This window comes from Agrobacterium sp. AGB01 (assembly GCF_014851585.1).
Lineage (GTDB): Bacteria > Pseudomonadota > Alphaproteobacteria > Rhizobiales > Rhizobiaceae > Agrobacterium.
On sequence record NZ_JACVAB010000002.1, the window covers coordinates 314957 to 338519 of the forward strand.

23 protein-coding genes are annotated in these 23563 nt (G+C 55.2%); 15 read left to right on the forward strand and 8 right to left on the reverse strand.

Going from position 1 to position 23563, the window contains the following annotated elements:
• Positions 1-41: 41 nt before the first annotated feature.
• Genes IB237_RS08235 through IB237_RS08255 form a run of 5 tightly spaced genes read right to left on the reverse strand, consistent with a single transcriptional unit; the run spans position 42 to position 5245 of the window.
• Positions 42-734: a methionine ABC transporter permease gene (locus IB237_RS08235; protein WP_192488166.1), complete on the reverse strand. Its 693-nt coding sequence runs from the start codon at positions 732-734 to the stop codon at positions 42-44.
• Positions 688-1845 (reverse strand): methionine ABC transporter ATP-binding protein, encoded by a 1158-nt coding sequence (locus IB237_RS08240; RefSeq protein ID WP_192488167.1) that lies wholly within the window; start codon positions 1843-1845, stop codon positions 688-690. Before IB237_RS08240 ends, IB237_RS08235 begins: the two co-directional genes overlap by 47 nt.
• 1 nt (position 1846) lies before the next feature.
• A complete protein-coding gene (locus IB237_RS08245) occupies positions 1847-2644 on the reverse strand; it encodes a MetQ/NlpA family ABC transporter substrate-binding protein (protein ID WP_192488168.1) in 798 nt (265 codons plus the stop codon).
• A 10-nt stretch (positions 2645-2654) separates the two neighbouring features.
• Entirely contained in the window at positions 2655-4073 is a 1419-nt protein-coding gene (locus tag IB237_RS08250) for an FAD-binding oxidoreductase (RefSeq protein ID WP_192488169.1), read from the reverse strand.
• Complete coding sequence (locus tag IB237_RS08255) at positions 4070-5245, reverse strand: aminotransferase (protein ID WP_192488170.1); 1176 nt, start codon at positions 5243-5245, stop codon at positions 4070-4072. Before IB237_RS08255 ends, IB237_RS08250 begins: the two co-directional genes overlap by 4 nt.
• Before the next feature lie 344 nt (positions 5246-5589).
• Here IB237_RS08255 and IB237_RS08260 point away from each other — a divergent pair, with 344 nt between their 5' ends.
• The 8 genes from IB237_RS08260 (at position 5590) to IB237_RS08295 (ending at position 15858) form a co-directional block, all read left to right on the forward strand.
• Positions 5590-6987 carry an LLM class flavin-dependent oxidoreductase gene (locus IB237_RS08260; RefSeq protein WP_192488171.1) on the forward strand — a complete coding sequence of 466 codons (1398 nt, stop codon included), beginning with the start codon at positions 5590-5592 and terminating at the stop codon, positions 6985-6987.
• A 32-nt stretch (positions 6988-7019) separates the two neighbouring features.
• Complete coding sequence (locus tag IB237_RS08265) at positions 7020-8288, forward strand: SfnB family sulfur acquisition oxidoreductase (RefSeq protein WP_192488172.1); 1269 nt, start codon at positions 7020-7022, stop codon at positions 8286-8288.
• A gap of 10 nt (positions 8289-8298) precedes the next feature.
• Positions 8299-9561, forward strand: a complete 1263-nt coding sequence (locus tag IB237_RS08270; RefSeq protein ID WP_192488173.1) for an SfnB family sulfur acquisition oxidoreductase — start codon at positions 8299-8301, stop codon at positions 9559-9561.
• Between the two features lie 75 nt (positions 9562-9636).
• Positions 9637-10680: an L-glyceraldehyde 3-phosphate reductase gene (gene mgrA / locus IB237_RS08275; protein WP_192488174.1), complete on the forward strand. Its 1044-nt coding sequence runs from the start codon at positions 9637-9639 to the stop codon at positions 10678-10680.
• A 270-nt stretch (positions 10681-10950) separates the two neighbouring features.
• Positions 10951-11997 carry a substrate-binding domain-containing protein gene (locus tag IB237_RS08280; RefSeq protein WP_192488175.1) on the forward strand — a complete coding sequence of 349 codons (1047 nt, stop codon included), beginning with the start codon at positions 10951-10953 and terminating at the stop codon, positions 11995-11997.
• A 329-nt stretch (positions 11998-12326) separates the two neighbouring features.
• On the forward strand, positions 12327-13760 hold the full coding sequence (locus tag IB237_RS08285) for an FAD/NAD(P)-binding protein (protein WP_192488176.1): 1434 nt from the start codon (positions 12327-12329) through the stop codon (positions 13758-13760).
• 315 nt (positions 13761-14075) lie between these two features.
• Entirely contained in the window at positions 14076-15245 is a 1170-nt protein-coding gene (gene ssuD / locus IB237_RS08290; protein WP_192488177.1) for an FMNH2-dependent alkanesulfonate monooxygenase, read from the forward strand.
• Between the two features lie 166 nt (positions 15246-15411).
• On the forward strand, positions 15412-15858 hold the full coding sequence (locus tag IB237_RS08295) for an Rrf2 family transcriptional regulator (protein WP_192488178.1): 447 nt from the start codon (positions 15412-15414) through the stop codon (positions 15856-15858).
• Positions 15859-15874: 16 nt separating this feature from the next.
• Here IB237_RS08295 and IB237_RS08300 read toward each other — a convergent pair whose 3' ends face one another.
• Complete coding sequence (locus IB237_RS08300; protein ID WP_192488179.1) at positions 15875-16405, reverse strand: flavin reductase family protein; 531 nt, start codon at positions 16403-16405, stop codon at positions 15875-15877.
• Positions 16406-16746: 341 nt separating this feature from the next.
• Here IB237_RS08300 and IB237_RS08305 point away from each other — a divergent pair, with 341 nt between their 5' ends.
• From IB237_RS08305 to IB237_RS08335, 7 genes are all read left to right on the forward strand, one after another.
• On the forward strand, positions 16747-16929 hold the full coding sequence (locus IB237_RS08305; protein ID WP_192488180.1) for a hypothetical protein: 183 nt from the start codon (positions 16747-16749) through the stop codon (positions 16927-16929).
• Positions 16930-16969: 40 nt separating this feature from the next.
• A complete protein-coding gene (locus IB237_RS08310; RefSeq protein WP_192488181.1) occupies positions 16970-17563 on the forward strand; it encodes an alpha/beta hydrolase in 594 nt (197 codons plus the stop codon).
• A 58-nt stretch (positions 17564-17621) separates the two neighbouring features.
• The gene (locus tag IB237_RS08315) at positions 17622-17825 is read left to right on the forward strand and encodes a hypothetical protein (protein WP_192488182.1); all 204 of its coding nucleotides are present in this window, start codon (positions 17622-17624) and stop codon (positions 17823-17825) included.
• 96 nt (positions 17826-17921) lie between these two features.
• Complete coding sequence (locus tag IB237_RS08320) at positions 17922-18326, forward strand: hypothetical protein (RefSeq protein WP_192488183.1); 405 nt, start codon at positions 17922-17924, stop codon at positions 18324-18326.
• A gap of 399 nt (positions 18327-18725) precedes the next feature.
• Complete coding sequence (locus tag IB237_RS08325) at positions 18726-19757, forward strand: amino acid ABC transporter substrate-binding protein (protein WP_192488184.1); 1032 nt, start codon at positions 18726-18728, stop codon at positions 19755-19757.
• 20 nt (positions 19758-19777) lie between these two features.
• Complete coding sequence (locus IB237_RS08330; RefSeq protein ID WP_192488185.1) at positions 19778-20962, forward strand: amino acid ABC transporter permease; 1185 nt, start codon at positions 19778-19780, stop codon at positions 20960-20962.
• Positions 20959-22038, forward strand: coding sequence for an amino acid ABC transporter permease (locus IB237_RS08335; RefSeq protein WP_192488186.1), 1080 nt, complete (start codon positions 20959-20961; stop codon positions 22036-22038). Before IB237_RS08330 ends, IB237_RS08335 begins: the two co-directional genes overlap by 4 nt.
• 65 nt (positions 22039-22103) lie before the next feature.
• Here the strand turns inward: IB237_RS08335 and IB237_RS08340 are convergent, their stop codons facing one another.
• Together IB237_RS08340 and IB237_RS08345 are read right to left on the reverse strand one after the other, a co-directional pair.
• Positions 22104-22859 (reverse strand): SDR family oxidoreductase, encoded by a 756-nt coding sequence (locus IB237_RS08340; RefSeq protein ID WP_192488187.1) that lies wholly within the window; start codon positions 22857-22859, stop codon positions 22104-22106.
• 168 nt (positions 22860-23027) lie between these two features.
• Positions 23028-23540 carry an HPP family protein gene (locus IB237_RS08345; protein WP_192488188.1) on the reverse strand — a complete coding sequence of 171 codons (513 nt, stop codon included), beginning with the start codon at positions 23538-23540 and terminating at the stop codon, positions 23028-23030.
• Positions 23541-23563 lie beyond the last annotated feature (23 nt).

Sequence of the window (23563 nt, forward strand, 5' to 3'; positions counted from 1 at the left end):
CCTGAAATTAAAAAGGTTCCTGCGTCGGCGCTGGCCCGCTGTCAGGCGGAGCGGCGGCTGCGCGCAATGCGGTGATTGACGAGCCGGGCGGCAAAATCGCCGGTCATCTGCACGGATTGGACAATTGCGACGAGGATGACGACCACCGCGACCATGACCTCAGGCATGAACCGCTGGTAACCAAAACGGATGCCAAGATCACCCAATCCACCACCACCCACAGTGCCAGCCATGGCGGAGTACCCGATCAGGCTGACCAGCGTGACGGTTTGGCCAGCGATGATGCCGGGCAGGGCTTCCGGCAACAGCACCTTGAAGATGATTTGCAGCGGTGTTGCGCCCATGCTTTCAGCCGCTTCGATCAGGCTTTGATCAACCTCGCGCATCGCGGTTTCGGCAAGCCGGGCATAAAGCGGGGTGATTGCCACCGTCAGCGGCACGATGGCCGCAAATGTACCAACGGTCGTGCCGGCTACCAACCGGGTAAAGGGAATGATTGCCACCATCAGGATGATGAAGGGTGTCGAGCGGATGAGATTGATCAGGGTGCCGGTGACCCGGTTGAAAATTGGCCGCTCCAGAAACTGTCCTGGCGAAGTGACGACAAGCAGCACGCCGAGTGGCAGGCCGATGAGCGTCGAGAGCAGGGCAGCCACCGCCACCATTGTAACGGTCTGCTTGATTGATTCAATGAGCAGCGCGATGAGCGCCGGTGACAGCAGGTCGGACAGCATGACCGATAACCTCTCCATGTAGACCGAGGGATGACAGGTAAGACAGAATGTCAGACAGGCGTGGTCCGGTGTTTTCCGAGACAATGGTGAGGATGCCGAGTGCTGCACCCCCTATGTAATCAATGCGCCCATGCAGAATGTTGGGCCGCACTTTGAAACGCTCGACAAGGTCGGCAACAACGGCACTATGTGCCGATGAACCGGTAAAGGTGATGCGAATGACCGGGTCGGTGTCGCCTGTGGCTTCCTGCACCAACCGTGCGGTCACCTCTTCCGGCAGGTCATGTGCGACGATGCTGGAGAGGAATGAGCGCGCTGTCTTGGAACGCGGAAAGGCAAAGACATCAAATGTCGGGCCGCTTTCGATGATCCGTCCCTGCTCCAGAACCGTCACGTGATCAGCGATTTGCCGGACCACATCCATCTCATGCGTGATCAGCACGATGCTAAGCCCGATGCGGCGATTGATATCCTTGAGTAGATCGAGGATCTGTTCTGTGGTTTCCGGATCCAGCGCTGATGTTGCCTCATCGGACAACAGCACGGCTGGTTCAAGGGCAAGTGCACGGGCAATACCGATGCGCTGTTTCTGCCCGCCGGAAAGCTCTGACGGATAGGCATCTGCCTTGCCCGAAAGGCCAACCAGTTCCAGAAGGTCGGGGACACGTTTGCGAATGGTTTCTTTGGCTATGCCGGCAATTTCCAGCGGCAGAGCAACATTGGCCGCTGCCGTGCGGGACGACAACAGGCTGAAATGCTGGAACACCATGGCAATCTGCCGCCGCGCCTTACGCAGGTCCTGTCCCTTCAGGGCGCTTATTTCCTGGCCGGACACGAATACCCTGCCAGAGGAGGGGCTGACGAGCCCGTTCAGGCAGCGCACCAATGTGCTTTTACCAGCACCGGAGCGACCAATAATGCCGTGTATCGAACCTTCGCTGACATTCAAGCTGATGTCATCCAGCACGGGGCCGCTTTTGGCGTCATAGATCTTGCTCAGCGAATGGATTTCGATGATCGGCCTTGTGTTTGCAGGGCGAAGGCCAGTGCCATGCTCCTGTGAGCGTGGCTCCGTTTCGGTCGCTCCGTCTGTGCGTGCCAGAAGGGTCATGTTACCAGCCCGCGATCACGTTGCCTTCGAACTTCTTGTCGATGAAGGCTTTCACGTCCGGGGACTTGTAGGCTTCGATAAGGGTGTTGACCCAAGGCGCATCCTTGTTCTTTTCGGCAACCGCGATCAGGCAGAAATATTCAGAAAGCTGATCTTCAATCAGCAGGCTGTCCTTGCTCGGGTTGAGACCGGCCGAGAGTGCGAAATGCGAAGTGATGACGGAGAAATCAACATCTTCAAGCGATCGCGGGAGTTGTGCCGTCTCAAGCGGTACGATTTTGATTTTCTTCGGGTTTTCGATGATGTCCAGTTCGGTGGCGTTGAAGGTGACGCCGGGGGTGAGCTTCAGGAGGCCGCCAGCTTCCAGCAGTTTAAGGGCGCGTCCGGCATTACTCGGATCATTGGGAATGGTGACCTGTGCACCCTCTGGCAGATCGGCCACGGATTTGTATTTGTGGGAGTAACCGGCCATCGGCAAAAGCACTGTCTTGCCGCCAACCGCCACAAGCTTCAGTCCGCGATCGGCATTCTGACGATCAAGATAAGGCGTGTGCTGAAAACCGTTGGCATCGAGATCGCCATCATTGGTGGCCGGGTCGATCAGTGCACCATCAGAAAATTCGATGATCTGGATGTCCAGACCCTTGGCCTTGGCAACAGGGACGATTGCTTCGGCAATCTGGGCATGCGGGCCAGCGGTAACACCGAACTTGATTGTTTCGGCGAGTGCCGTGGCATGGGTTGCCAGAAGCAATGCCAGTGCGGAAACGGTGCCGGCGACAAATGATTTATAACGCATGGAATGGTCCTTATGGGTGTTCTGATGATGTGCTTGAAAATGGACCGGCGTCTGGGAGAACCTTGCCGGGATTGAAAATGCCGAGGGGATCAAGTGCGGTTTTGAGCGTCTGCATCAGCGCGATGGCTTCTGCGCCGTGTTCGCTTTGCAGGTACTGCCGTTTGCCAAGCCCGATGCCGTGTTCACCGCTGGCGGTACCGCCCGCTGCAATGGCCCGTTGCACGATGCGGGAAGCGTAATCCGCCACCTCTGTTTCTTCGTGCTCGTGCAACATGAAAACGCAGTGGAAATTGCCGTCTCCCACATGGCCGACGATAAAGGCGGGTGCGGTGGAGCTAGCGACATCCTGTCGTGTTTCTAGGATTACCTCCGCCAATCGTGAGATTGGCACGCAGACATCGCTTGGCCAGGAGTGAGAGCCGGGCCGTTCAGCCTTGGCCCAGGCCAGGCAATCGCGGCGGGTTTCCCATAATAGTTTGGTGTCCTGCGCCGTGTCCGTCCATCTCAGCGGTGTGCCGCCATTGTCGGAGATGATCTGCTCAATGGTTTCCGACAGCGTGTCGATTTCCGTGACCGAGCCGTGAAACTCGAAAAACAATGCTGGCAATGGCGCAAGGCGCAACTGTCCACGACGGTTGATAACGTCGACCAAGGGTTGATCGACCAGTTCGACACGGCCGATGGAAAGGCCTGCGCGCTTGATATCGGTGACCGCGTCTACCGCACCGGCCAGCGTAGCAAAACCGGCATGAGCAGATTTCGCTTCCGGTATCGGATGCAGGCGCAACAAAACTTCGGTGACGATGCCAAGTGTGCCTTCGGAACCGACAAACAACCGTGTCAGGTCATAACCGGAGGATGATTTGCGCGCCAGTGATCCCGTTTTGACGATATCGCCATTGGCCGTCACCACAGTCAGGCCGAGCACGTTTTCGCGCATCACACCATATCGCACGGCATTGGTGCCGCTGGCACCGGTCGATACCATGCCACCAATCGACGCATTGGCACCGGGATCTACGGGAAAGAACAGACCGGTATCACGCAGCGCATGATTGAGGTCGAGCCGGCGGACGCCTGCGCCCACCCGTGCAATCATGTCATCGGCACGGATTTCAACGATCTGGTTGAGCTCACTTGTATCCAGTGAAATTCCGCCGTGAACGGGAATAACGCCACCTTCAAGCCCCGAACCGGCACCAAAAGCTGTGATCGGAATGCAATGTCTGCCCGCGATCTTGACGATCTCGGCAACGTCTTGTGTGCTCTGCGGCCGCACAACAATGTCTGGGCGCTGGCGAGCATGGTGGCTTTCATCGCCAGCATGCAGGTCCAGAACAGACGCGCCGGTTGATGCCGCAGCACCAAAACGGTTCTGCAACTCAGCAATCGCCGCATCGTAATTGCGATGCGTAAGATGCAGATTCATGATGCGACCTTTACCGCATGTCCCTGCCGCCACAGCGCAAGGCGCTCGACTGCATTCACGAGGGTCTCTGCTTTTTTGGCAAAGCAGAACCGCACGTGGCTGCGCACATCGCGGCTACCGTAAAAGGATGAGATCGGCACTGGTGTTACGCCAGCTTCAAGCGTCAGACGGCGGCAAAAGGCAAGGTCGTCGCCAGCCGTGTCGAGTGTGGAAATATCCGCGACGACAAAATAGGTGGCTGGAGCATCGGCGACCTCGAAACCTGCGTCACGCAAGCCATCGACCAGCAAGTCCCGTCGCTCAGCCAACTGGCGACGCAGATCGAGGAAATAATTGTCGGGCAGGTTCAGCCCTGTCGCCACTGCGGCTTGCAAGGCAGGCGGGGTCGTGAAGGTAACGTATTGGTGGGCTCTGGCGATCGGCTCCAGCAGTTTGGGCGACGCTGTCACATAACCGACTTTCCAACCGGTCACGGAAAAGCTTTTGCCAGCCGAACCGATCCTGACTACACGGTCGCGAATACCGTCCACCGCAAACAGGGAATGGAAGGGGCGGCCGTCAAAAACCAGATGCTCGTAGACTTCATCGGAAACAATGGTGAGGTCATGTTTGACGGCAAGCTCGCCGAGAAAACGCAGCTCTTCGGGTGAGAAAATCTTGCCGATCGGGTTCATCGGTGTGTTGACGACGATCAGTTTCGTTTTGCTGGTGATGGCGTTCTGCAGGGCGTCCTGCGGTAGATCCCAATGGGGCGGCAAAAGCCTGACAGGCACGACAACGCCACCCGCCCGACGGATCAGTGTGGCATAGGCATCATATACTGGTTCGAAAAGAATGACCTCGTCACCGGTTTCAAGCAAAGCGAGGAATGTGTCGGCCAGCGCTTCGGTCGCACCTGAGGTGACAAGCACTTCACGTTGCCAGTCAATGTCCAGATTGAAGAAACGTTTGGCGTTGTCAGCAACCGCCTGCCGTAGAACAGGCAATCCCATCATCGGCGGATATTGGTGGGGTCCGTCACGCAATGCTGAGATCGCGGCTTCCACAAGTGCTGCAGGCACAAAACCTTCCGGAAATCCCTGGCCCAGATTGATTGCGCCTGTTTCTGCAGCCAGCCGCGACATGGATTCAAATATCGACGTGCCTGCTGCACCGAAGACCGAGTTCACCACCGAGATATTCCCCGTATTTTTGATTTATCCCGGCCAGCTTAAAATCCATAAAATAGATAAACAAAGTATTTTAAAGCGTTTGGATTTGAGTTTGGAGAAAGATTTGCTCCGGAAATTAGCCTGTCGTGAATTGATTTGCGGAGAGCGGTAAAAGGGGCCGATGTGCGCGGTTAAAAGCCGTGTCGACGCTTTTTTGTTGAAGGCGGAAAAGACGGAAAATTCTTTCGCTTTGTAATCGATAAAAAAGATAGAATTACTATCTTTGGTTTTTCACTCTGCGATGCTTGAGGCCAGTTTACCACCCGAGGCGAACACGCCTTTTACAGGCGGAGCACGAGGCCAGAATGAGAAAAACGATCCATTTCAATGCCTTCGATATGAACTGTGTCGGTCACCAGTCTCCCGGCCTTTGGGCTCACCCGAAGGATAAATCCTGGAAATACAAGGATCTGGACTATTGGCAGGATCTCGCTCGAACGCTGGAACGCGGCATTTTTGACGGCATCTTCATCGCCGATGTCATTGGCTATTACGATGTCTACAAGTGCTCGAATTTCCACGCCATTCAGCAGGCGGCGCAGATCCCTGTCAATGATCCGTTGCAGCTTGCCGCACCCATTGCACTGGCAACGGAGCATCTGGGCATTGGCATCACCGCGTCGACATCCTTCGAACACCCTTATATTTTCGCACGTCGCCTTGCGACCGCCGATCACCATAGCAAAGGGCGCATAGGCTGGAACATCGTTACCTCCTATCTGGAAAGCGGTGCCAAAAATATCGGGCAGGCCGGGCTGCAGCGGCATGACAACCGCTATGATATCGCCCACGAATATCTGGAGGTTGTCTACAAACTTCTGGAAGGCAGCTGGGAAGAAGGCTCTGTGCGGCGTGACCGTGATGGCCGGATATTTACTGATCCGTCCAAGGTTCACGAGATTGGCCACAAGGGCAAATATTTCGATGTGCCCGGTTACGGGCTGACGGAGCCATCACCGCAGCGGACACCGGTGCTTTATCAGGCCGGTGCATCGGGGCCGGGCAAAAAGTTTGCCGCAGAACATGCCGAATGTGTGTTTGTGGCAGCGCCGACCAAATCGGTTCTCAAAGCTTATGTCTCTGAAATTCGCCAAAAGGCAACGGCCGCGGGACGCGATCCTAAGGCGTTGCGCATCTACACGCTTTTGACCATCATCACCGATGAGACGGAAGAAAAGGCCAAGGCCAAATTCGAGGACTACCGGCAGTACGTGTCCTATGACGGTTCGCTGGTGTTCATGTCCGGCTGGAGCGGCATCGACTTTGGGCAATATGCGCCAACCGATGTGATCCAGAAGGTTGAAACCAATGCGATCCATTCGTTCGTTGAGCACATTGCTGGCGGGGACAAGTCCTGGACCATTGATGAGCTGGCAAAATTCGGTGGCATTGGCGGGCTCGGTCCGGTGTTTGTCGGTTCGCCGAGCCAGATTGCCGACATATTGCAGGAATGGGTCGACGACACCGATGTTGACGGCTTCAATCTTGCCTACGCCGTAACACCCGACAGTTTCGAAGACGTGGTGCAATACATCGTTCCCGAACTGCAAAAGCGCGGCGTTTACCCCACATCCTATCATCCCGGCACATTGCGGGAAAAGCTTTTCGGCAAAGGGCCTTACCTGCCATCCGACCATCCGGCGGAACATTACCGCGATATTGAAGCCATTAAACGCGGCCAGCAAACCCGGCTTGCGATCTAACCCCTATTATTCGAACCCGATGAGGCATGACCATGGGTACCGTTTCAGAAACCAAAATTGATTATTCCGTCCACCCGCGCGTCAATTCCAATGATCCGGTTGCCCCACGGCCACGGCCTGCGGAGCCAGCGCATATTATCAAAAGTGATGCCGAGGCCATTGAGATCGCAGAACGCCTTGCTGCACGTTTCAAGGTCGATGCTGCCCTGCGCGATCGTGAGGGCCTGCTGCCGATCAACGAGCTGGATGAATATTCCCAAAGTGGTCTGTGGAGCATCAATGTGCCGCGCGCCTATGGTGGGCCTGAGGTGTCCTATGCGACGCTTGCCCAGGTGATTTCAATCATTGCCACTGCCGATCCGGCCATTGCGCAGATCACCCAGAACCATCTGGCCATTGTGGCAACGGTTGATCTTGATGGCACAGAAGAACAGAAAGAGCTGTTCTTTGGCTGGGCCCTGCAAGGGCTTCGTTACGGTAATGCTTTTTCGGAATTGAAGAGCAAGACGGTTGCTGATTTCGAGACCAAGGTGGTGCATGACGGTGATGATGTCATCGTTCATGGCGAGAAGTTTTATGCGACCGGTGCGCTGCTGTCGCATGTCGTGCCGATTGTTGGCGTCGACGAGCAGGGACAGGGGTTCCTGGTGTTTGCTGAGCGCGATGCGCCGGGCCTGACCGTAACCAATAACTGGTCAAGTTTTGGCCAGCGTACGACGGCGTCCGGTTCAGTCAAGATCGAGAATGTGCGGGTGCCGAAGGTGCGTGCCGTCAAGGTGACCTCTTTTGATCATCCAACGGTTGGTGGCCCGGTGTCGCAGATTATTCAGGCGGCAATTGATGTGGGTATTGCGCGGGGCGCAATTGAAGACACCATCACTTTCGTCAAGAAATTCAGCCGCCCTTGGATCGACAGCGGCAAACAAAGTGCCAGCGAAGACCTGTTCACCATCGCGGCGATTGGGGATCTGAAGATCAAGCTGCATGCAGCCGAAGCATTGCTGGAAATTGCCGGCCGCAGCATAGATGTTGGACGTGCCAACACCACGCTTGAGACTGTTTCAGAAGCGACGATCAAGACCGGGGAGGCCAAGGTTCTAACAACAGAGATTGCCATTCTCGCCACCAACAAGTTGTTTGAACTGGCCGGTACGCGCTCAACACTGGCCGAACACGGGTTGGATCGTCATTGGCGCAATGCGCGTGTTCACACGCTGCATGATCCTGTGCGCTGGAAGTTCTACCATGTCGGCAATTATTATCTGAATGGCGAACATCCGCCACGCCATGCCTGGAACTGAGGTGTCGCCGATGACCACGACAGATCGTCAGCTTCATCGCCAGGCCGCGCTGACCAAGGGGCGCCCGGCACCGCATATCCCACCTCTGCGAACCCATGCGCACATCATCCGTGATGATGCCGAGGCCATTGTCGTGGCCCGCGAACTGGCCGCGGAATTCGCTGTCGGTGCCGCTGAACGGGATCGGGAACGGCGTTTGCCAATTGCAGAAATTGAACGGTATTCGCAGAGTGGTCTCTGGGCAATTTCGGTGCCCAAGGACTATGGTGGTGCGGGTGTTTCTGCCGTTACGCTGGCCGAGGTGACGGCTATCATTTCCGCGGCGGATTCGTCGATTGGTCAGATTCCGCAAAACCATTTCTTCATGGTCGAGGCGTTGCGATTGTCTGGTTCTGAAGAGCAAAAACGGCACTATTTTCAGCGTGTGTTGAATGGTGAGCGCTTCGGCAATGCCTTCACGGAAATCGGCACCAAAACGCCGGTTGATTACAAGACGCATTTTGCTGAGAAGAACGGCAAGCTGGTGCTGAATGGACAGAAATTCTATTCCACTGGCTCTCTGTTTGCCCACATTATCGTGGCGGTCGCCAAGGGGGCGAATGGTCGCATCCATATTGTTTTCATTGACCGTGCTACACCGGGGCTTGATCTGGTGGACGACTGGACGTCCTTCGGGCAGCGCTCCACTGGCAGTGGCACTGTGACATTCGACGATGTCGAGATTACCCCGTCCCAGGTCGTTGATCATGATGACCCGTTTGACCGACCAACGGCGATGGGACCGTTTGCGCAGATCATCCACGCGGCCGTGCAAGTTGGCATTGCGCGCGGTGCGCTCGCCGAAACCATTTCCTATGTTCGGGCACATTCACGGCCGTTCTTTGAACTGACGATAGAGCATGGTTATGAGGACCCGCATACCATCCATGCGGTGGGCGATGTCACAATCCGCGTGCATGCGGCTGACGCATTGTTGGCACGGGCGGGACGTTTTCTCGATGTTGCCACAGCCGATCCCAATGAACGCACGGTTGCCGAGGCGTCGATTGCCGTTGCAGAGATCAAGGCGCTGGGCACCGATGTAGCGCAGCTTGCTGCAACAAAGCTGATTGAGCTTGGTGGTGCACGCTCGACACTGGAAAGTTACGGGCTGGATCGCTTCTGGCGCAATGCCAGAACCCATTCCCTGCATGATCCGGTTCGCTGGAAGTACCACCATATCGGCAATTTTTATCTGAATGACCAGTTGCCGCCGAGACATGGGGCTTTGTGATTTCAGAGCCATTTGTTCCGCCGGGTGTAGGGTTTCTCTGCGCCCGGCTTTTGCTTGACCACAGGAAACCAAGACATGAGTTATCTGCCTGATCCCAAACGTTATGATAATGCACAGTTTCGCCGTGTCGGGCGAAGCGGCTTGAAATTGCCAGCGCTTTCCTTTGGCCTGTGGCACAATTTCGGTGACACGACGACCATTGAGACGCAACGTTCCATCCTGTTCAAGGCGTTTGATCTGGGCATTACCCATTTCGACCTTGCCAATAATTATGGCCCGCCAGCGGGAAGTGCCGAGATCAATTTCGGGCGTATTCTGAAGCAAGATTTTCGCAGTTACCGCGATGAACTGATTATCTCGACCAAAGCCGGTTGGGATATGTGGCCGGGACCCTATGGCCGCGGCGGTGGTTCGAAAAAGGCGCTGCTGTCGAGCCTCGATCAGAGCCTGTCGCGACTTGGTGTCGATTACGTCGATATTTTCTATTCGCACCGCTATGACGCGGACACGCCGCTGGAAGAAACCGCGGATGCGCTGGCCCAGGCCGTACGGCAGGGCAAGGCGCTTTATGTTGGTATCTCCTCTTACTCCGGTGCCAAGACCCGTGAGATTGCCGCGCATTTGCGCGACAGGCAGGTACCGCTGCTGATTAACCAGCCGGCTTATAACCTGTTTAACCGTTGGGTTGAAAAGGACCTGCTGAATGCGGTCGAGGATGTCGGGGCTGGTATCATTGCCTTTACGCCGCTTGCGCAAGGGCTGCTGACCAGCAAATATCTGAACGGCATTCCACAGGATGCACGCGTGAACCGGCCGGGTGGTGATTTCCTTCGGCCGGAACATCTGAAGGAAGAAAACATCATTCGTGCCCGCGCGCTGAACGAGATTGCCGCACGGCGGGGCCAGTCACTGGCGCAGCTGGCCATTGCCTGGGTGCTGCGTGACACGCGTGTAACCTCTGCCCTGATTGGCGCAAGTTCGGCCAGGCAGATCGAGGAGAACGTGGCAGCCTTGAATAACCTTTCTTTCACACCAGAGGAGCTGGCGGAGATTGATCGTTATGCGGTCGAAGGTGGTATCAATCTTTGGGAAAAACCATCGCATGATGAAGCCGTCTGACCGGCACATATCGTGAGGACTACAAGAATACCCGGCGTGTTATCCGCCGGGTATTCTATTGAGTGGGACAGATGTTTTTCGCGATGGACATGTCGTCTGGCCGGTGCCTGAAAGCCGGGCAGAAACTTGCCGACATCCGACGTTAAATGGCAAAGAAATCTATTTCCGGTCGGAAATTGATAAATATTAAATCTATAAAATAAGTGTATTTATTTGAATAATGGACGTCATCTGAGGCCGCTGAAGGCCTTCTCGTTTCAAGGGAACACCATGACGTCAACTCTGCGTTTTCTGGCATTTACCGCTTTGTCCTCTTTGGCTCTGGTGCATTCGGCATCGGCGGAAGGCCTTACGGGCGCACCGGCTCCCTTCGACAAAGGTGGTGTAAAACTGGCCCTGATCAGCTACATCTCAGCCGGTGATTTTTTCCAGGCCTATCAGGCCGGGGCCGAAGCGCAGGCCAAGGCGCTTGGGGTTGATCTGCGTATCTTTCCGGGCCGCCAGAATGCCGCAGAACAACGCGAACAAATTCTACAGGCCATCAATCTTGGTGTTCAGGGCATTGTGGTTGACCATGGTCTGCCGGAATCTTTGGGGGATGTCGTACAGCAGGCACTCGATAAGGGCATCAAGGTTGTTGCCTTTGACGTGAACCTCAACAACCCGAAAATTCCGCAGGTCGAGCAGTCCGACCACAAGCTGGCAGAGTTGGCGCTGGATCAGGCCATCAAGGATAATGGCACCAGCTTTAATGCCGGTTATGCCTATGTCGCCGGGTTTGCGCCGCTTGATCGTCGCAACGAGGTTTGGGACAAGGTGAAGGCGGCAAATGTCGGTATCGTGGAAAAGGCCCGTTTCGGTAATGTCAGCGATACAACGGCGACCTCAACGGCCGATCAGGCCAAGGCGGTGTTTCAGGCCAATCCCGATATTTCAGTGGTATTCGCACCCTATGACGAATTTGCACGCGGGGTGAAACTGGCTGCGGCTGATCTTGGCATCAGCGACAAGCTCAAGATCTATTCGGCGGATATTTCCACGGCCGATATTCAGGAAATTGTCGAAGAGGGCAGTCCTTGGGTAGCAACCGCCGCCACCAATCCGGCGGTTGTGGGTGCTGTATCCATTCGCGCGGCAGCCCTCCAGATTGCCGGGGAAGAGGTTCCGCACCAGATTATCGTCGATCCTGTTCTTGTGACCCAGCAGCAATTGCGTGAGGCAGGTGTGACGACGATTGACGATCTGGCGGCTAAAATTCCGGCATTCTCTACCAGCACGGCGGCGACCGCCTCGTGGATTCCGTCTGCCGCTTTCTGAGCAACTTACCTCCCAAGCATGCTCTGCGCAGACAATCGAACGGAAGCATCGCGGCGGGTGCTTCCGTTTTCCATTTTGGTTGCTCTTTCAAATGAGGAATGCATATATATCACTAATTTTATAGAATATGTTTGCGGTGACTATCCGAAGCGGTTGTGACGGAATGTTCAAAATGAAGGAGGGCGAACCCTGTTATCTGGCTTTGCTAACACGATGTTTGATGGGCTGGCGCGCTTTCGCCAATCGTCGGATGCGCGTATTTTTAAACCTCGATTGCATGGCGCTATACTGCGCTCCACATATATCTTCCATAACTGTCGGAGCTTGTGATGCCTCAAAAGTCTCTTTGTCCGGTCATTGCGATTGTGGGTGGCGGTGTTACGGGAGCTGCACTGGCAATCCATCTTGCCCGGCGTTGCCCGGTCGTTGGCACTGTCCGAATGGTGGTCTTTGAGCCGCGTGAAAAGCTTGGGGCGGGGCTGGCTTATAGCACGCATGAACCAGCACACCGCATCAATGTGCCTGCCGGCAAGATGACGCTTTACCCTGACGATCCCGAGAGTTTTCTGCGGTTTGCAACAGACAAGAACATTCTGACAGAGGATGCGGATGCGTTTGGCTCGGATGGACTGCCCTATTTGCAGCGCGCGTCGTTCGGCGATTACGTGTCGTCTGAAATCCAGCCTTATCTTGATCAGGGTATTGTCGAACATCGTCAAACGAGTGTCACCGGCGTCGGGAAATCCGGGACGAAGTGGCTGTTGAAAGCCGAAGATGGCAGTGTGCTGCTGGCTGACGCCGTTGCAATTGCGGTTAGCCATCCGGCACCGACGCTGCCTGCTGCATTGGCCGGCCTCAAGGATCATCCAAAACTGATTGCAGATGTGACGCAGCCTGATGCGCTTCGACCGATCGAGCCGGACGACCGCGTGCTTGTTATCGGCAATGGTTTGACCTCGGCCGATGTCGTCGCGACCCTGAACGATAAAGGGCACCACGGAACGATTGTTTCAATCTCGCGGCGCGGACTGCGTTCGCGTGGCCATGCGGAAACCGCCCAGGAAGCGTTCGGCGATTTTGTCTCCAGACCCAGTGTCCGCGCGTCTGAGTTGGTGCATCGGATCCGCGACACGATCAGGCAGGCGGAGAAGGCTGGTTTCAGTTGGCATGCGGTCATCGATGCCATCCGCGCACAGGGACAAAAAATCTGGCAGGCTTTGCCAACCAAGGAGAGGCGTCGCATTGTGCGGCTGGCCCGTCCATATTGGGATGTTCACCGTTTTCGCGTTGCGCCGCAGGTTGAGAAAGTGCTGGACGAAGCAGTTGCTGCCGGCCAGCTGTCGATAAAAGCAGCTTTCCTTCAAGGCGTGACGTCCGAGGATTCCGGCTTCCGTGTGTCTCTGAAAGAGAAGGTGACAGGCGAAGTGGCCGATTATGTTTTCGATGCGATCGCGGTGACCACAGGCCCGGCTCACGGCGAGGTCCTGCATTCAATTCCTTTCCTCGCCGCCCTGCAACGAGACGGTCTGATATCATCTTGTGCCACCGGCCTTGGTATTGCCTGTGACAACACCTCCATCGCGATTGATGAAACAGGCAGGGCGGCGCCGGGATTATATATTGCCGGACCATTGGCGCGCGGTACATTTGGAGAGTTGATGGGGCTGCCGCAGGTGACGGACCATGCAATTTTTGTTGCCGGCCAGCTGTCGTCCTATCTCAATCTTGACAAACAAGAGCAGTCTTTGAGCAATACCGGCTGACCGCGATTTACAGCCTATTGGTGGGTAATGAGGGCGGGCAGGGCAGGTTTATTCAGCCCGTGATTTTGAAGATGGAATTTCATCGCTTTGAACCTGCCGTGAGATAAACTTCATCAATGGCGGGTTCTTTGGAATAGTATTTCTTATAAATTCTATGGATATTATTATTGTTGACGCGAATGAGGGGCCAGTATCGAAATGGACTGGTAAAGTTCAGTTCGGCCCTTCTCCGCGGAGGTGCTGACTGTCTGGCAAGCCGTGAATGATGTGTCCGATGGGGCCTTTGTGGTCCTGTCATCAAACAGGACTTGAGCAATGGCAAAGCCCCATCAACCACTCGATTTTCTCTGGTTCATTCCATCTTCCGGTGACGGTGCCTATCTGGGATCGGATGATCTCGCGCGGCAGTCAGATCCCGGTTACTTCCGCGAGATTGCCCGGGCTGTTGATCGTCTGGGCTATTCCGGCGTGCTTATTCCGACCGGTGTTGCCTGTGAAGAATCCTTCATTCTGGCAGCCGATCTGGCGGCGCATACTGAACAGCTAAAGTTTCTGGTTGCCATTCGTCCGGGAACGGCGTCGCCTGCCTACTATGCGCGGTTGGCGTCAACGCTTGACCGGGTTTCCAACGGCAGGCTGTTGTTGAATATTGTCGTTGGTGGCAGCGCGCAGGAACTGGCCGGAGATGGCATTTTTTTAGCCCATGATGAACGCTACGATCATGCAGGTGAGTTTTTCCAGGTGTTTAATGACTTGATTGAAACCGGCAAGGCCCATCTCGATGGTCGCTACATCAAGGCCCATCACGCTCAACTGGGCTTGCCACCGGTGCAGCAGCCACGTCCACCAATCTATTTTGGCGGATCCTCGGATGCTGCCATCGATTTTTCCGCCGGCATTATCGATAAGTACCTGACATGGGGTGAACCGCCGTATCTGGTTGAGGAAAAAATTGCCAAGGTGCGCAAGGCTGCGGCGGCGCAAAATCGCGACGTCAGCTTCGGCATCCGACTGCACTTCATCGTTCGGGAAACCGATGAAGAGGCATGGGAGGCTGCGGATCGTCTGATTTCGAAACTGTCCGACGACACCATTGCCGCAGCCCAAGAGGTGTTTGCCAAAAATTCCGATTCTGTCGGGCAGGCACGCATGGTGGCACTGCATAATGGTCGCCGTGACAAGCTTGAGGTGTCGCCAAATCTTTGGGCCGGTATCGGTCTTGTGCGCTCCGGTGCCGGGACAGCACTTGTTGGTTCACCCAAAACCATCGCTGCTCGACTTCGGGAATACCAGGATCTCGGCATCGATACGGTCATCGCCTCTGGTTACCCGCATCTTGAGGAAGCTTACCGGGTCTCCGAATTGCTGTTTCCGGAAATTGGTCTTGGCGGACCGCGCAACCAGATCCGCTCGTCGTTTGGCGAACACCGCGTTTTTGGCGGCGGTGGCCACGGCGGCAACGTAAAAATCGTCTCCGGTTCGTGAGACGAAGCACCGTTTAAAATGCCTTGCCCGGTTGCCTGTTCACATCAGGCTACCGGACAGAGGTAATTTTGATTAAATCTCTCGAATAGATTGTGCGCGCTCTGTTGCCTTAAGCGCGGTTTTTGCCCATATCTATCGCCGCGATGTGATTGTGAAAGAGCGGTTGATGCTGACGAAAAAAGGGAAATACGGCTTGAAGGCCATGGTTGATCTGGCCGGGCTTGCTGAAGGGCAGACAGCATTTGTCAATGAGATTGCCAGCCGTAACAACATACCTAAAAAATTCCTCGATACGATTCTTCTGGAACTGAGAAATGCAGGCATGCTGCGTTCAAAGAAAGGTCCAGGCGGTGGATATTCCCTGTCCAAACCGGCTTCCGAGATTTTGATTGGCCAAGTGGTGCGTACTCTTGATGGGCCGCTGGCCCCGATCCGTTGCGCAAGCAAGACGGCGTTTGAGCCATGCGAGGACTGTGAAGATCCAGAGCACTGTCAGGTGCGGCGGTCCATGGGCCGAGTGCGCGATGCTATGGCAGAAGTTCTCGATAACACGACATTGGAGCAGTTTGCTGCCGACACCGGCAAGGGTGTCGACGATGCCGCATACGCTTGAGATTTAACCTCCACGGTTAAATCGGGACGATGTTTCCATACTGGCCATTGTGATAAACCAATGGTTCTCCTTGGCCAGTCACCAAGGCGACCACACGTCCGATAACGATGGCGTGGGTATGCCGTTCAATTACATCTTCGACGGCACAGTCGATGGAGGCAAGTGCGCCTTCCAGCACGGCCGCGCCACTTTCGAGCGTCGACCAGTTGGCGTTGCTGTATCGCTGCACGCCCTTGAGGCCGCCAACACCGGCAAAGCGGCTGGCAATATCCTGCTGCTGTGCCGAGAGAATGTTCACACAGAAATGGTTGAACCGGCTGATAACCGGCCAGATGGATGATGAGCGATTGATGCTGATCAGCATCGATGCCGGATCCATGGAAAGTGCTGTGGCCGAGGTCACGGTTGCGCCATTGCGCTGATCTCCAGATCCCGCAGTGATAACGGAAACGCCCCCGGCAAAATTGCGCATGGCAGACTTTAGCTGGTCGGGATGGGTAAGCTGTGTTTCCAGCGGATTATGAAGATAAGTCACGGTTGCAGTCATATAGGTCTCCAAGGCTGGTGAAGATGCCCTCGCAATTTTGCAAATATACCATCGCGCATCAGGACTGATGAGCGACAGAATTTCATTGTTGACCAATATTATAGAAAATATTGTCAGTCGACCCGCTTCGACGCTGTGTTGAGATTGTGGATTTCAAATTCTCGAAATGAAATTCCATGCTTTAGAGCTTTTTCGGAAATCCTCATCTAGAATATGGATTTTTTCCATAACTATCGGATGTTTTTTCTCCTTCTATTTGGCATCTTGGCATGTAGTGCCTTTAGTCTACTAAATTTATGTATAATTTTGACTGCATGGTTTTTCGACGAAGGAGTTCGGAAATGGGCATTTTTCGCCGTGTTGCAAAATTGATCAGAACGCAAAATGAACTTGAGGACCGCTTGCTTTTGCATGATGCCCGTCATTGCTTCGGTGATTACGAAGTCGACGACGGGACCGGTTTCGAGTTGCGCAGCAGAATGCGCGAAGTGGGCAAAGAACTGCGGCTGTTGGGCGAGCACTGATATGAAGATCTGTTGTCACCTTGTTGATTAAGAGGACGCCATGCGCACGCTTATTCTTCCCGGACTGAATGGATCTGATGAAGGGCATTGGCAGTGGTACTGGCAAAAGGACCATTCTGACGCGAGCATCGTGGTGCAGGATGATTGGTCCAAACCCAGCCTTGATTGCTGGGTGGCGAATGTCGAAGAAGCGCTGGAGCGCGAGGGCGAGGCCTATATTGTGGCGCATAGTCTCGGGTGTCTGGTGGCTGCCAAACTGGCGGCCCGCGCCTCTGCCAATCGTGTCAAGGCGGCGCTGCTTGTTGCGCCCTGCGACCCCGAGTTGACCGATGAATTGCATCCCGGCGCGATTTCTTTTGGACGGCTGGATGACGGGCGTCTGCCGTTTCCGAACATCGTGGTTGGCAGCCTTAATGACCATTACATGCCGATAGATCGGCTGACATCGGTTGGTGAAAAATGGCAGGCCAATATTCTCAATCTAGGGATGGCCGGTCACATCAATATCGCAAGCGGATTTGGCCGGTGGTCCAGTGGTTACAGCCTGCTGGATGGCCTTGCCAGCAAGGTCAAAGCACAGAAACGCAGATATGCCGATCTGGATTTTGATGAACCCCAGGTGCAACGCTGTTGATGCCGGTGGAACATGTATCTCTGAAAGTCGTTTAGCAACAATGAGATGGAGGATCTCAATGAGCCATGACAATTTACAGGTTATCTATGATTACCCCAGTAAGACGGTATTGCTGCAACTGGGGCATCGTAGCCATGTCTTGAAAAACCTCTCCAGCCGGGATGCCGCAGAAAAGGCCGCCCGCGATTATGCCGGTCAGTTCTGGCCCGCAGTGCACCTGCCACAAGGCGACCAGTTTTTTACGACCCACCCGGTTTCATAAAGGAGCTATCCGTCTATAGTGTTTTTGCCTGTCACCAAGATCCAAGGAAGATTGCGCATATTTTCAACCAATATGCACTCAACGGAGGAGAATGTTATGACATCCAAACTACCGCAGCTTTTTAACGGCCACGCCCCAATCGACCTGCACTATCTGTTCTGGGAAGCCGTTTTGAAATTTGAAGAGTGGGAGCCCTATGATGGCCAACCCCTCGTAACCTTCGAAAACTCTCACATTCCGATTTCCGATGTCTTCAACGCCATGCGTACCTGCACGGATATCGTGCCGGCTGCGCTGGTTGGCTCGGTTGTCGCACGTCTGAACAAACCGTGGGTGGGTCATGGACCGCTGGGTGAAATGAGCTTTTCGACAGCGGCTCGCATCATGAGCTTGCTGATCAGAAAGCGCAGATTGAACCCGGCCTTTGCGCCTGCATTTGACACCGCCTATGCCGCTGACTGGAACCGTTCGCGGCATTCCCATAACGGCAGTCTGAGATAGTTATGCCACTGTCGCAGTAACGTCTGCGAACACCGTTCTGTACAATTGACATCGTGACTTCCTTGGATTGCCCCCGATACCAGACCGGTGTCGGGGGCAGCATTTTGAGGTGGGGTCAATAGCGTGCCAAAACGCGATGCCCAAATTCCCGATTGGAAAACTTGATTTCTGGTTCGCGTTGATTTGCCGTTTGATTTCGTTTTGTCGAGTGGCTGCGACGCGGAATAATGTGATCTTCTCTGATCGAAAAAATGGCAATTACATTCCTGATGTGATCGGAAAATGGGCATGTGGTGCCTCGAATATAAAAACTATTGAATTAGTGTATATTTCGGCATCAGTTCCTCGGGGGACACCAAGATCTGATCGCCTGATTGAAGCATCAGGAGTATTTGAACCATGAGATTTAAAGGATATCTCGGCGGCTTTCTCAAGTCGGCGATCGCCGGGACTTTGTTGACCAGTCTGGCTCTTTCAAATGTTGCACAAGCCGGCCCAACGCTGGACAAGATAACGCAACGCGGCTCCATCAAGGTTGGTGTTGGCACGACACCAGGTTTCTTTGCGCCTGACAGCAGCGGCAAATGGCAGGGGCTGTTTGCAGATTACGGCCGTGCTCTTTCCATCGCTGTTTTCGGCACACCTGATAAGGCAGAGTTCACCAACTCTTCTCCGCAGCAGCGTCTGCCAGCTCTCCAGAGCGGCGAATTCGACATTCTTTTGTCGGGTGTGACGGTTACTATCACCCGTGCGCTGAAGCTTGGTTTCCACTTTGGCCCGACGGTGTTTTATGACGGTCAGGGCATTCTGGTCCGCAAGGACCTCGGTGTGACCACAGCTGCCGAACTCGACGGCGCAACGATTGGCGCTCAGAGCGGCACGACAGGTGAGTTGAACGTTGCTGACTTCTTCCGCAAGACAGGCAAGAAGTTCACGCCAGTAACGATTGAAGATACCGGACAGTTCATCGCGGCGCTTGAATCCGGCCGCGTGGATGCGATCACGCAAGATTCGTCCGACTTGGTCGGCAAGCGTACACAGCTGAAAAAGCCGGATGAATACATCATCCTGCCAGAGCGCCTGTCCAAGGAGCCGCTAGCACCTGCGGTTGCCGGTGGTGACGACCGTTGGCTGGAAATCGTCAACTGGACCGTTAACGCAACCATTCAGGCGGAAGAGTGGGGCATTACTTCGCAAAACGTCGATGAGTTCCTGAAGTCGGAAGACCCTGCCATCCAGCGTTTCCTAGGTGTTGATCCAGCCCTTGGCGAAGCGATCGGTCTTGATCCGAAGTGGGCCTACAACATCATCAAGACTGTGGGCAATTACGGTGAAATCTTCGACCGTAACCTGAAGCCGCTCGGTTGGGATCGTGGTTACAACCGTCTGTGGACGGATGGTGGTCTTCTCTATTCTCCGCCATTCCGCTAAGCAGTCGGGGCATATCAATAATGCCGGTAAATCCAGCGCCGGGCCCTCAAAGGCCCGGCATCTTTCGCAAGGCCTTGATGTGGTGGGGCACTCGTCCGCTGCTTCAGGTTTTCATCATCGGTTTTCTTGTCGTTTCGCTGTATTTTCTCGCGGTCAACGTGATCGAGAGCATGCGCCGTATTGGCGTGACGCCAGGCTTTGACTTCTTGAACCGGGCAGCCAATTTCGAGATTGGCGAAAGCTCAATTCCGTTTCAGGCGGGTGATACCTACATCCGCGCGATTATCGTCGGTCTGCTGAACACGCTGAAAGTCTCAGTGCTGGGCTGCGTTCTTGCGACTGTACTTGGGGTCGCGGTCGGCGTGGCCGGGCTTTCGCGCAATCTGCTGCTGGCGACTGCAGTGCGCTGGTATGTTGAGATTATTCGCAACACGCCGCTGCTTCTGCAACTGTTCTTCTGGATCTCGCTGACAAGCGCCTTTGCGGCGCCGCGACAGGCCAGCGCGTTTCTGGGGGCGATCTATTTCACCAATCGCGGTGTGTTTATCCCCGGTGTTTCGATTGAGGGTTTGAGTATCAGCGGCAGCACGGTGTTTGCCGGTGCAATCGCGACCTTCGCCGCCATCCTGTTTATCCTCAAACATAGCAGGGCTTTAAACATTACCAGCACGGCCTTGAGCTTCGCCGCCGTGGTCGTCGTTGTCGCCGCGGGACTGTCGTTCAGCGGGGCACAGCTCAATTTTGATATTCCAGAATTGACGGGGTTCAACATTCGTGGCGGTTCCAGCCTGTCTCCGGAGTTTGCGGCGCTGTTGACGGGGCTCGTCGTGAAATTTTCCGCTGCCATTGCCGAGATTGTTCGGGCGGGCATTCAGTCCGTCAACAATGGTCAGTGGGAGGCTGCACGGTCGCTCGGTTTGCATCCGGGACAGATCATGCGGCTTGTCGTGTTGCCACAGGCCTTGCGGGTGATCACGCCGCTAACCACGTCAAGTTATCTCGACCTGACCAAGGATTCGAGCCTTGCCGTTGCCATTGGTTATCCGGAGCTGGTCAGCGTCATCAACACCACGGCCAATACAACAGGCCAGTCGCTTGAAGCGCTGATGATCCTGATTGGCACCTATCTGGTCATCAACCTCTCGGTTTCGGTGTTGATGAACGAGTATAACAGGCGTGTTGCCTTGCGGGGGAATGGCCGATGACGGTGAATGTTGTGCCCAGCCATCGCGGCAAATTGCGCATCCTGTTGTTAGGGCTGAGAGCAGGGCTGTTCGGCACGGTGACCAATAGTTTGATCACCCTGTTGACCTCAGCTGCACTCGTCTGGACCCTGCCGCCGCTTATTCGCTGGGGCATTCTCGACGCCACGTGGAGTGGCGTGTCGGCCGATTGCGCGGCGCGTGGTGGTGCCTGCTGGGCTTTTATCGGCGCCAAACTGCAATTCATTATGTTTGCCTTTTACCCAGCTGAGTTTTTGTGGCGGCCGGCTCTGGTTGTGCTGTTATTGGTGTTGTTGCTGTTTGCAACGGCAATGCCGCGCTTCTGGAGAAAGGAAACCCTGCTCGCCTGGCCGCTGATTATTCTGGCCAGCTGGTTTCTGATGGCGGGCGGTTTTTCGGGTGGGCCTGTACCTTCCAACCAATGGGGCGGACTGCCCGTTACGCTGTTTGTCTGGGCTGGCTGTTTTGCTGCTGCGACACCGCTTGCCATTCTGCTGGCGCTGGCGCGTCGCTCCAAGCTGGGTGGCCTGCGCACATTTTCGATCCTCTATATCGAGGTGATGCGTGGCACACCGATGGTCGCCATTCTCTACGTGGCGATGCTGATCCTGCCGATGGCGTTACCCGACGGCCAGTTTTTCGACAAGATGATCAGAGCGATGATCATGGTCACTTTGTTTTGGGCTGCCTATATCGCCGAGGTCGTGCGTGCCGGACTACAGACCATTCCCAAGGGGCAGGAGGAAGCCGCCACTGCACTGGGTATCGGTTATTGGGGTACCATGCAGCTGATCGTTCTGCCGCAAGCATTGCGGATCGTTATTCCCGGCATGGTCAATCTGGCAATCGGTTTCCTGCTTGCTACGTCCTTGCTGGCAGTGATCGGTATCTTCGATATTCTCAACGCTGCTCGGGCATCTGCAACGGACCCCAGCTGGCTTGGGTTTTATAACGAAGCCTATATTGCCGTTGCCTTCATCTATTTCGTGATCTGCTTTGGTGCCTCACGTTACAGCCTGTGGCTGGAAGGCAGGTTGCGCGGTCATCACAATAAATAAGGTCGCATAAAAAGGTCCGCGCGCTGGTACTCGCGGACCTTTCGTTAAAGCGCTATGCTCTGTGCTTACAGGCTTACGGTGATGCCGCCATCAACGTAGAGAATGTGGCCGTTGACGAAAGACGATGCGCCTGACGCGAGGAAGATGCAGGCGCCAACCAGTTCTTCGACCTTGCCCCAGCGACCAGCTGGCGTGCGCTTCTGCAACCATTCGGTAAAGGCCGGATCCTTGACCAATGCGTCATTGAGCGGGGTTTCGAAATAACCGGGCGCGATGGCGTTGCATTGCAGGCCATGTTTTGCCCAGTCGGTTGCCATGCCCTTGGTCAGATTGCCGACCGCACCCTTGGTCGCTGTGTAAGGTGCAATGCCCGGACGCGCCAATGCTGTCTGTACACTGGCGATATTGATGATCTTGCCAGCGCCACGACCAATCATGTGGCGGGCAACGGCCTGGCCAACATTAAACACCGACGAGATATTGGTGCGCAGCAGACGCTCAAAGGCGTCGGCAGGGAAATCTTCCAGCGGTGTGCGGTGCTGCATGCCAGCATTGTTGACGAGGATGTCGATGGCACCTTTGTCTTTTTCATAGGCGTCGATGGCTTCACGGGCAGCGGCATGGTCGGTCACGTCGAAGGCGAGGTAGTCGACATTACCGAGCTCTTGTGCCGCAGCTTTCAGCTTCTCGGGGTCACGGCCATTGATGACGACGTCAGCACCGGCATCCTTCAGACCCTTTGCCAGTGCATAGCCAATGCCCTGCGAGGAGCCGGTAACAAGGGCGCGACGGCCGGTCAGGTCAAATATCTGGATGCTCATGGTTTTCTCCCGGTCTTGAAATAAGTCGTACTTTTCGACTGTCTGTTTTCAACCACAGGGCATGGGCAGGGACAAGCCTTGCCGCTGTCAAAAAACAGCGTGGAAGGCGATTTCTTGTCCCGTAGTCCAGAGGCCAATGCGTGGCGGGGCTGGACCCCGGTTTTCAGGTTAAGGGGTTTCCGGTGCACGCAGTGGATATTGATGGCGTGGTGGTATCAGGTGGTGAACCACGGCGATGACCACAAGCAGCGCGCTGCCAGCCAGAACGACCAGAAACAGATCCTGTCCTTCAAGATGCGAGCCGTAAGCGACAAGTGGTACGGCGCCGGCCGGTGGATGGGTAACGCGTAGCAGCAGCATTCCGGCGATAGAAAGTCCAACCGCAATTGCCGAAGCCCACCAGATGCCGGGCAGGAACTGCAAGGCAAGGCTGCCGACCAGGGCTGCCAGCAAATAACCACCGATGACATTTGCCGGTTGCGCAAGCGGGCTTTTGGGCTGGCCGAACAGCAAAACGGCTGTCGCTCCAAAAGGTGCTATCAGTAACGGAATGCCTGTCTCCACCGTCAGACCACCCACGGCCAGCATGGCGGCAATGGCACCAATCCCCGATTTAAGGTGATGATGTGCCTGTCCTTTAGGCTCATGGCGGTGGATGTAATGCCGCAAGTGGCGTCGCATGGAAATTTTTCCGGCTTAAAATT

Coding starts and splice junctions, on each gene's coding strand:
- IB237_RS08345 (WP_192488188.1), bottom strand. CDS start 23,540: ATGCGACGCCACTTGCGGCATTACATCCACCGCCATGAGCCTAAAGGA.
- IB237_RS08235 (WP_192488166.1), bottom strand. CDS start 734: ATGCTGTCCGACCTGCTGTCACCGGCGCTCATCGCGCTGCTCATTGAA.
- IB237_RS08265 (WP_192488172.1), top strand. CDS start 7,020: ATGGGTACCGTTTCAGAAACCAAAATTGATTATTCCGTCCACCCGCGC.
- IB237_RS08330 (WP_192488185.1), top strand. CDS start 19,778: ATGCCGGTAAATCCAGCGCCGGGCCCTCAAAGGCCCGGCATCTTTCGC.
- IB237_RS08270 (WP_192488173.1), top strand. CDS start 8,299: ATGACCACGACAGATCGTCAGCTTCATCGCCAGGCCGCGCTGACCAAG.
- mgrA (WP_192488174.1), top strand. CDS start 9,637: ATGAGTTATCTGCCTGATCCCAAACGTTATGATAATGCACAGTTTCGC.
- IB237_RS08335 (WP_192488186.1), top strand. CDS start 20,959: ATGACGGTGAATGTTGTGCCCAGCCATCGCGGCAAATTGCGCATCCTG.
- IB237_RS08250 (WP_192488169.1), bottom strand. CDS start 4,073: ATGAATCTGCATCTTACGCATCGCAATTACGATGCGGCGATTGCTGAG.
- IB237_RS08240 (WP_192488167.1), bottom strand. CDS start 1,845: ATGACCCTTCTGGCACGCACAGACGGAGCGACCGAAACGGAGCCACGC.
- IB237_RS08285 (WP_192488176.1), top strand. CDS start 12,327: ATGCCTCAAAAGTCTCTTTGTCCGGTCATTGCGATTGTGGGTGGCGGT.
- IB237_RS08280 (WP_192488175.1), top strand. CDS start 10,951: ATGACGTCAACTCTGCGTTTTCTGGCATTTACCGCTTTGTCCTCTTTG.
- IB237_RS08325 (WP_192488184.1), top strand. CDS start 18,726: ATGAGATTTAAAGGATATCTCGGCGGCTTTCTCAAGTCGGCGATCGCC.
- IB237_RS08245 (WP_192488168.1), bottom strand. CDS start 2,644: ATGCGTTATAAATCATTTGTCGCCGGCACCGTTTCCGCACTGGCATTG.
- IB237_RS08295 (WP_192488178.1), top strand. CDS start 15,412: ATGCTGACGAAAAAAGGGAAATACGGCTTGAAGGCCATGGTTGATCTG.
- IB237_RS08300 (WP_192488179.1), bottom strand. CDS start 16,405: ATGACTGCAACCGTGACTTATCTTCATAATCCGCTGGAAACACAGCTT.
- ssuD (WP_192488177.1), top strand. CDS start 14,076: ATGGCAAAGCCCCATCAACCACTCGATTTTCTCTGGTTCATTCCATCT.
- IB237_RS08310 (WP_192488181.1), top strand. CDS start 16,970: ATGCGCACGCTTATTCTTCCCGGACTGAATGGATCTGATGAAGGGCAT.
- IB237_RS08260 (WP_192488171.1), top strand. CDS start 5,590: ATGAGAAAAACGATCCATTTCAATGCCTTCGATATGAACTGTGTCGGT.
- IB237_RS08320 (WP_192488183.1), top strand. CDS start 17,922: ATGACATCCAAACTACCGCAGCTTTTTAACGGCCACGCCCCAATCGAC.
- IB237_RS08305 (WP_192488180.1), top strand. CDS start 16,747: ATGGGCATTTTTCGCCGTGTTGCAAAATTGATCAGAACGCAAAATGAA.
- IB237_RS08340 (WP_192488187.1), bottom strand. CDS start 22,859: ATGAGCATCCAGATATTTGACCTGACCGGCCGTCGCGCCCTTGTTACC.
- IB237_RS08315 (WP_192488182.1), top strand. CDS start 17,622: ATGAGCCATGACAATTTACAGGTTATCTATGATTACCCCAGTAAGACG.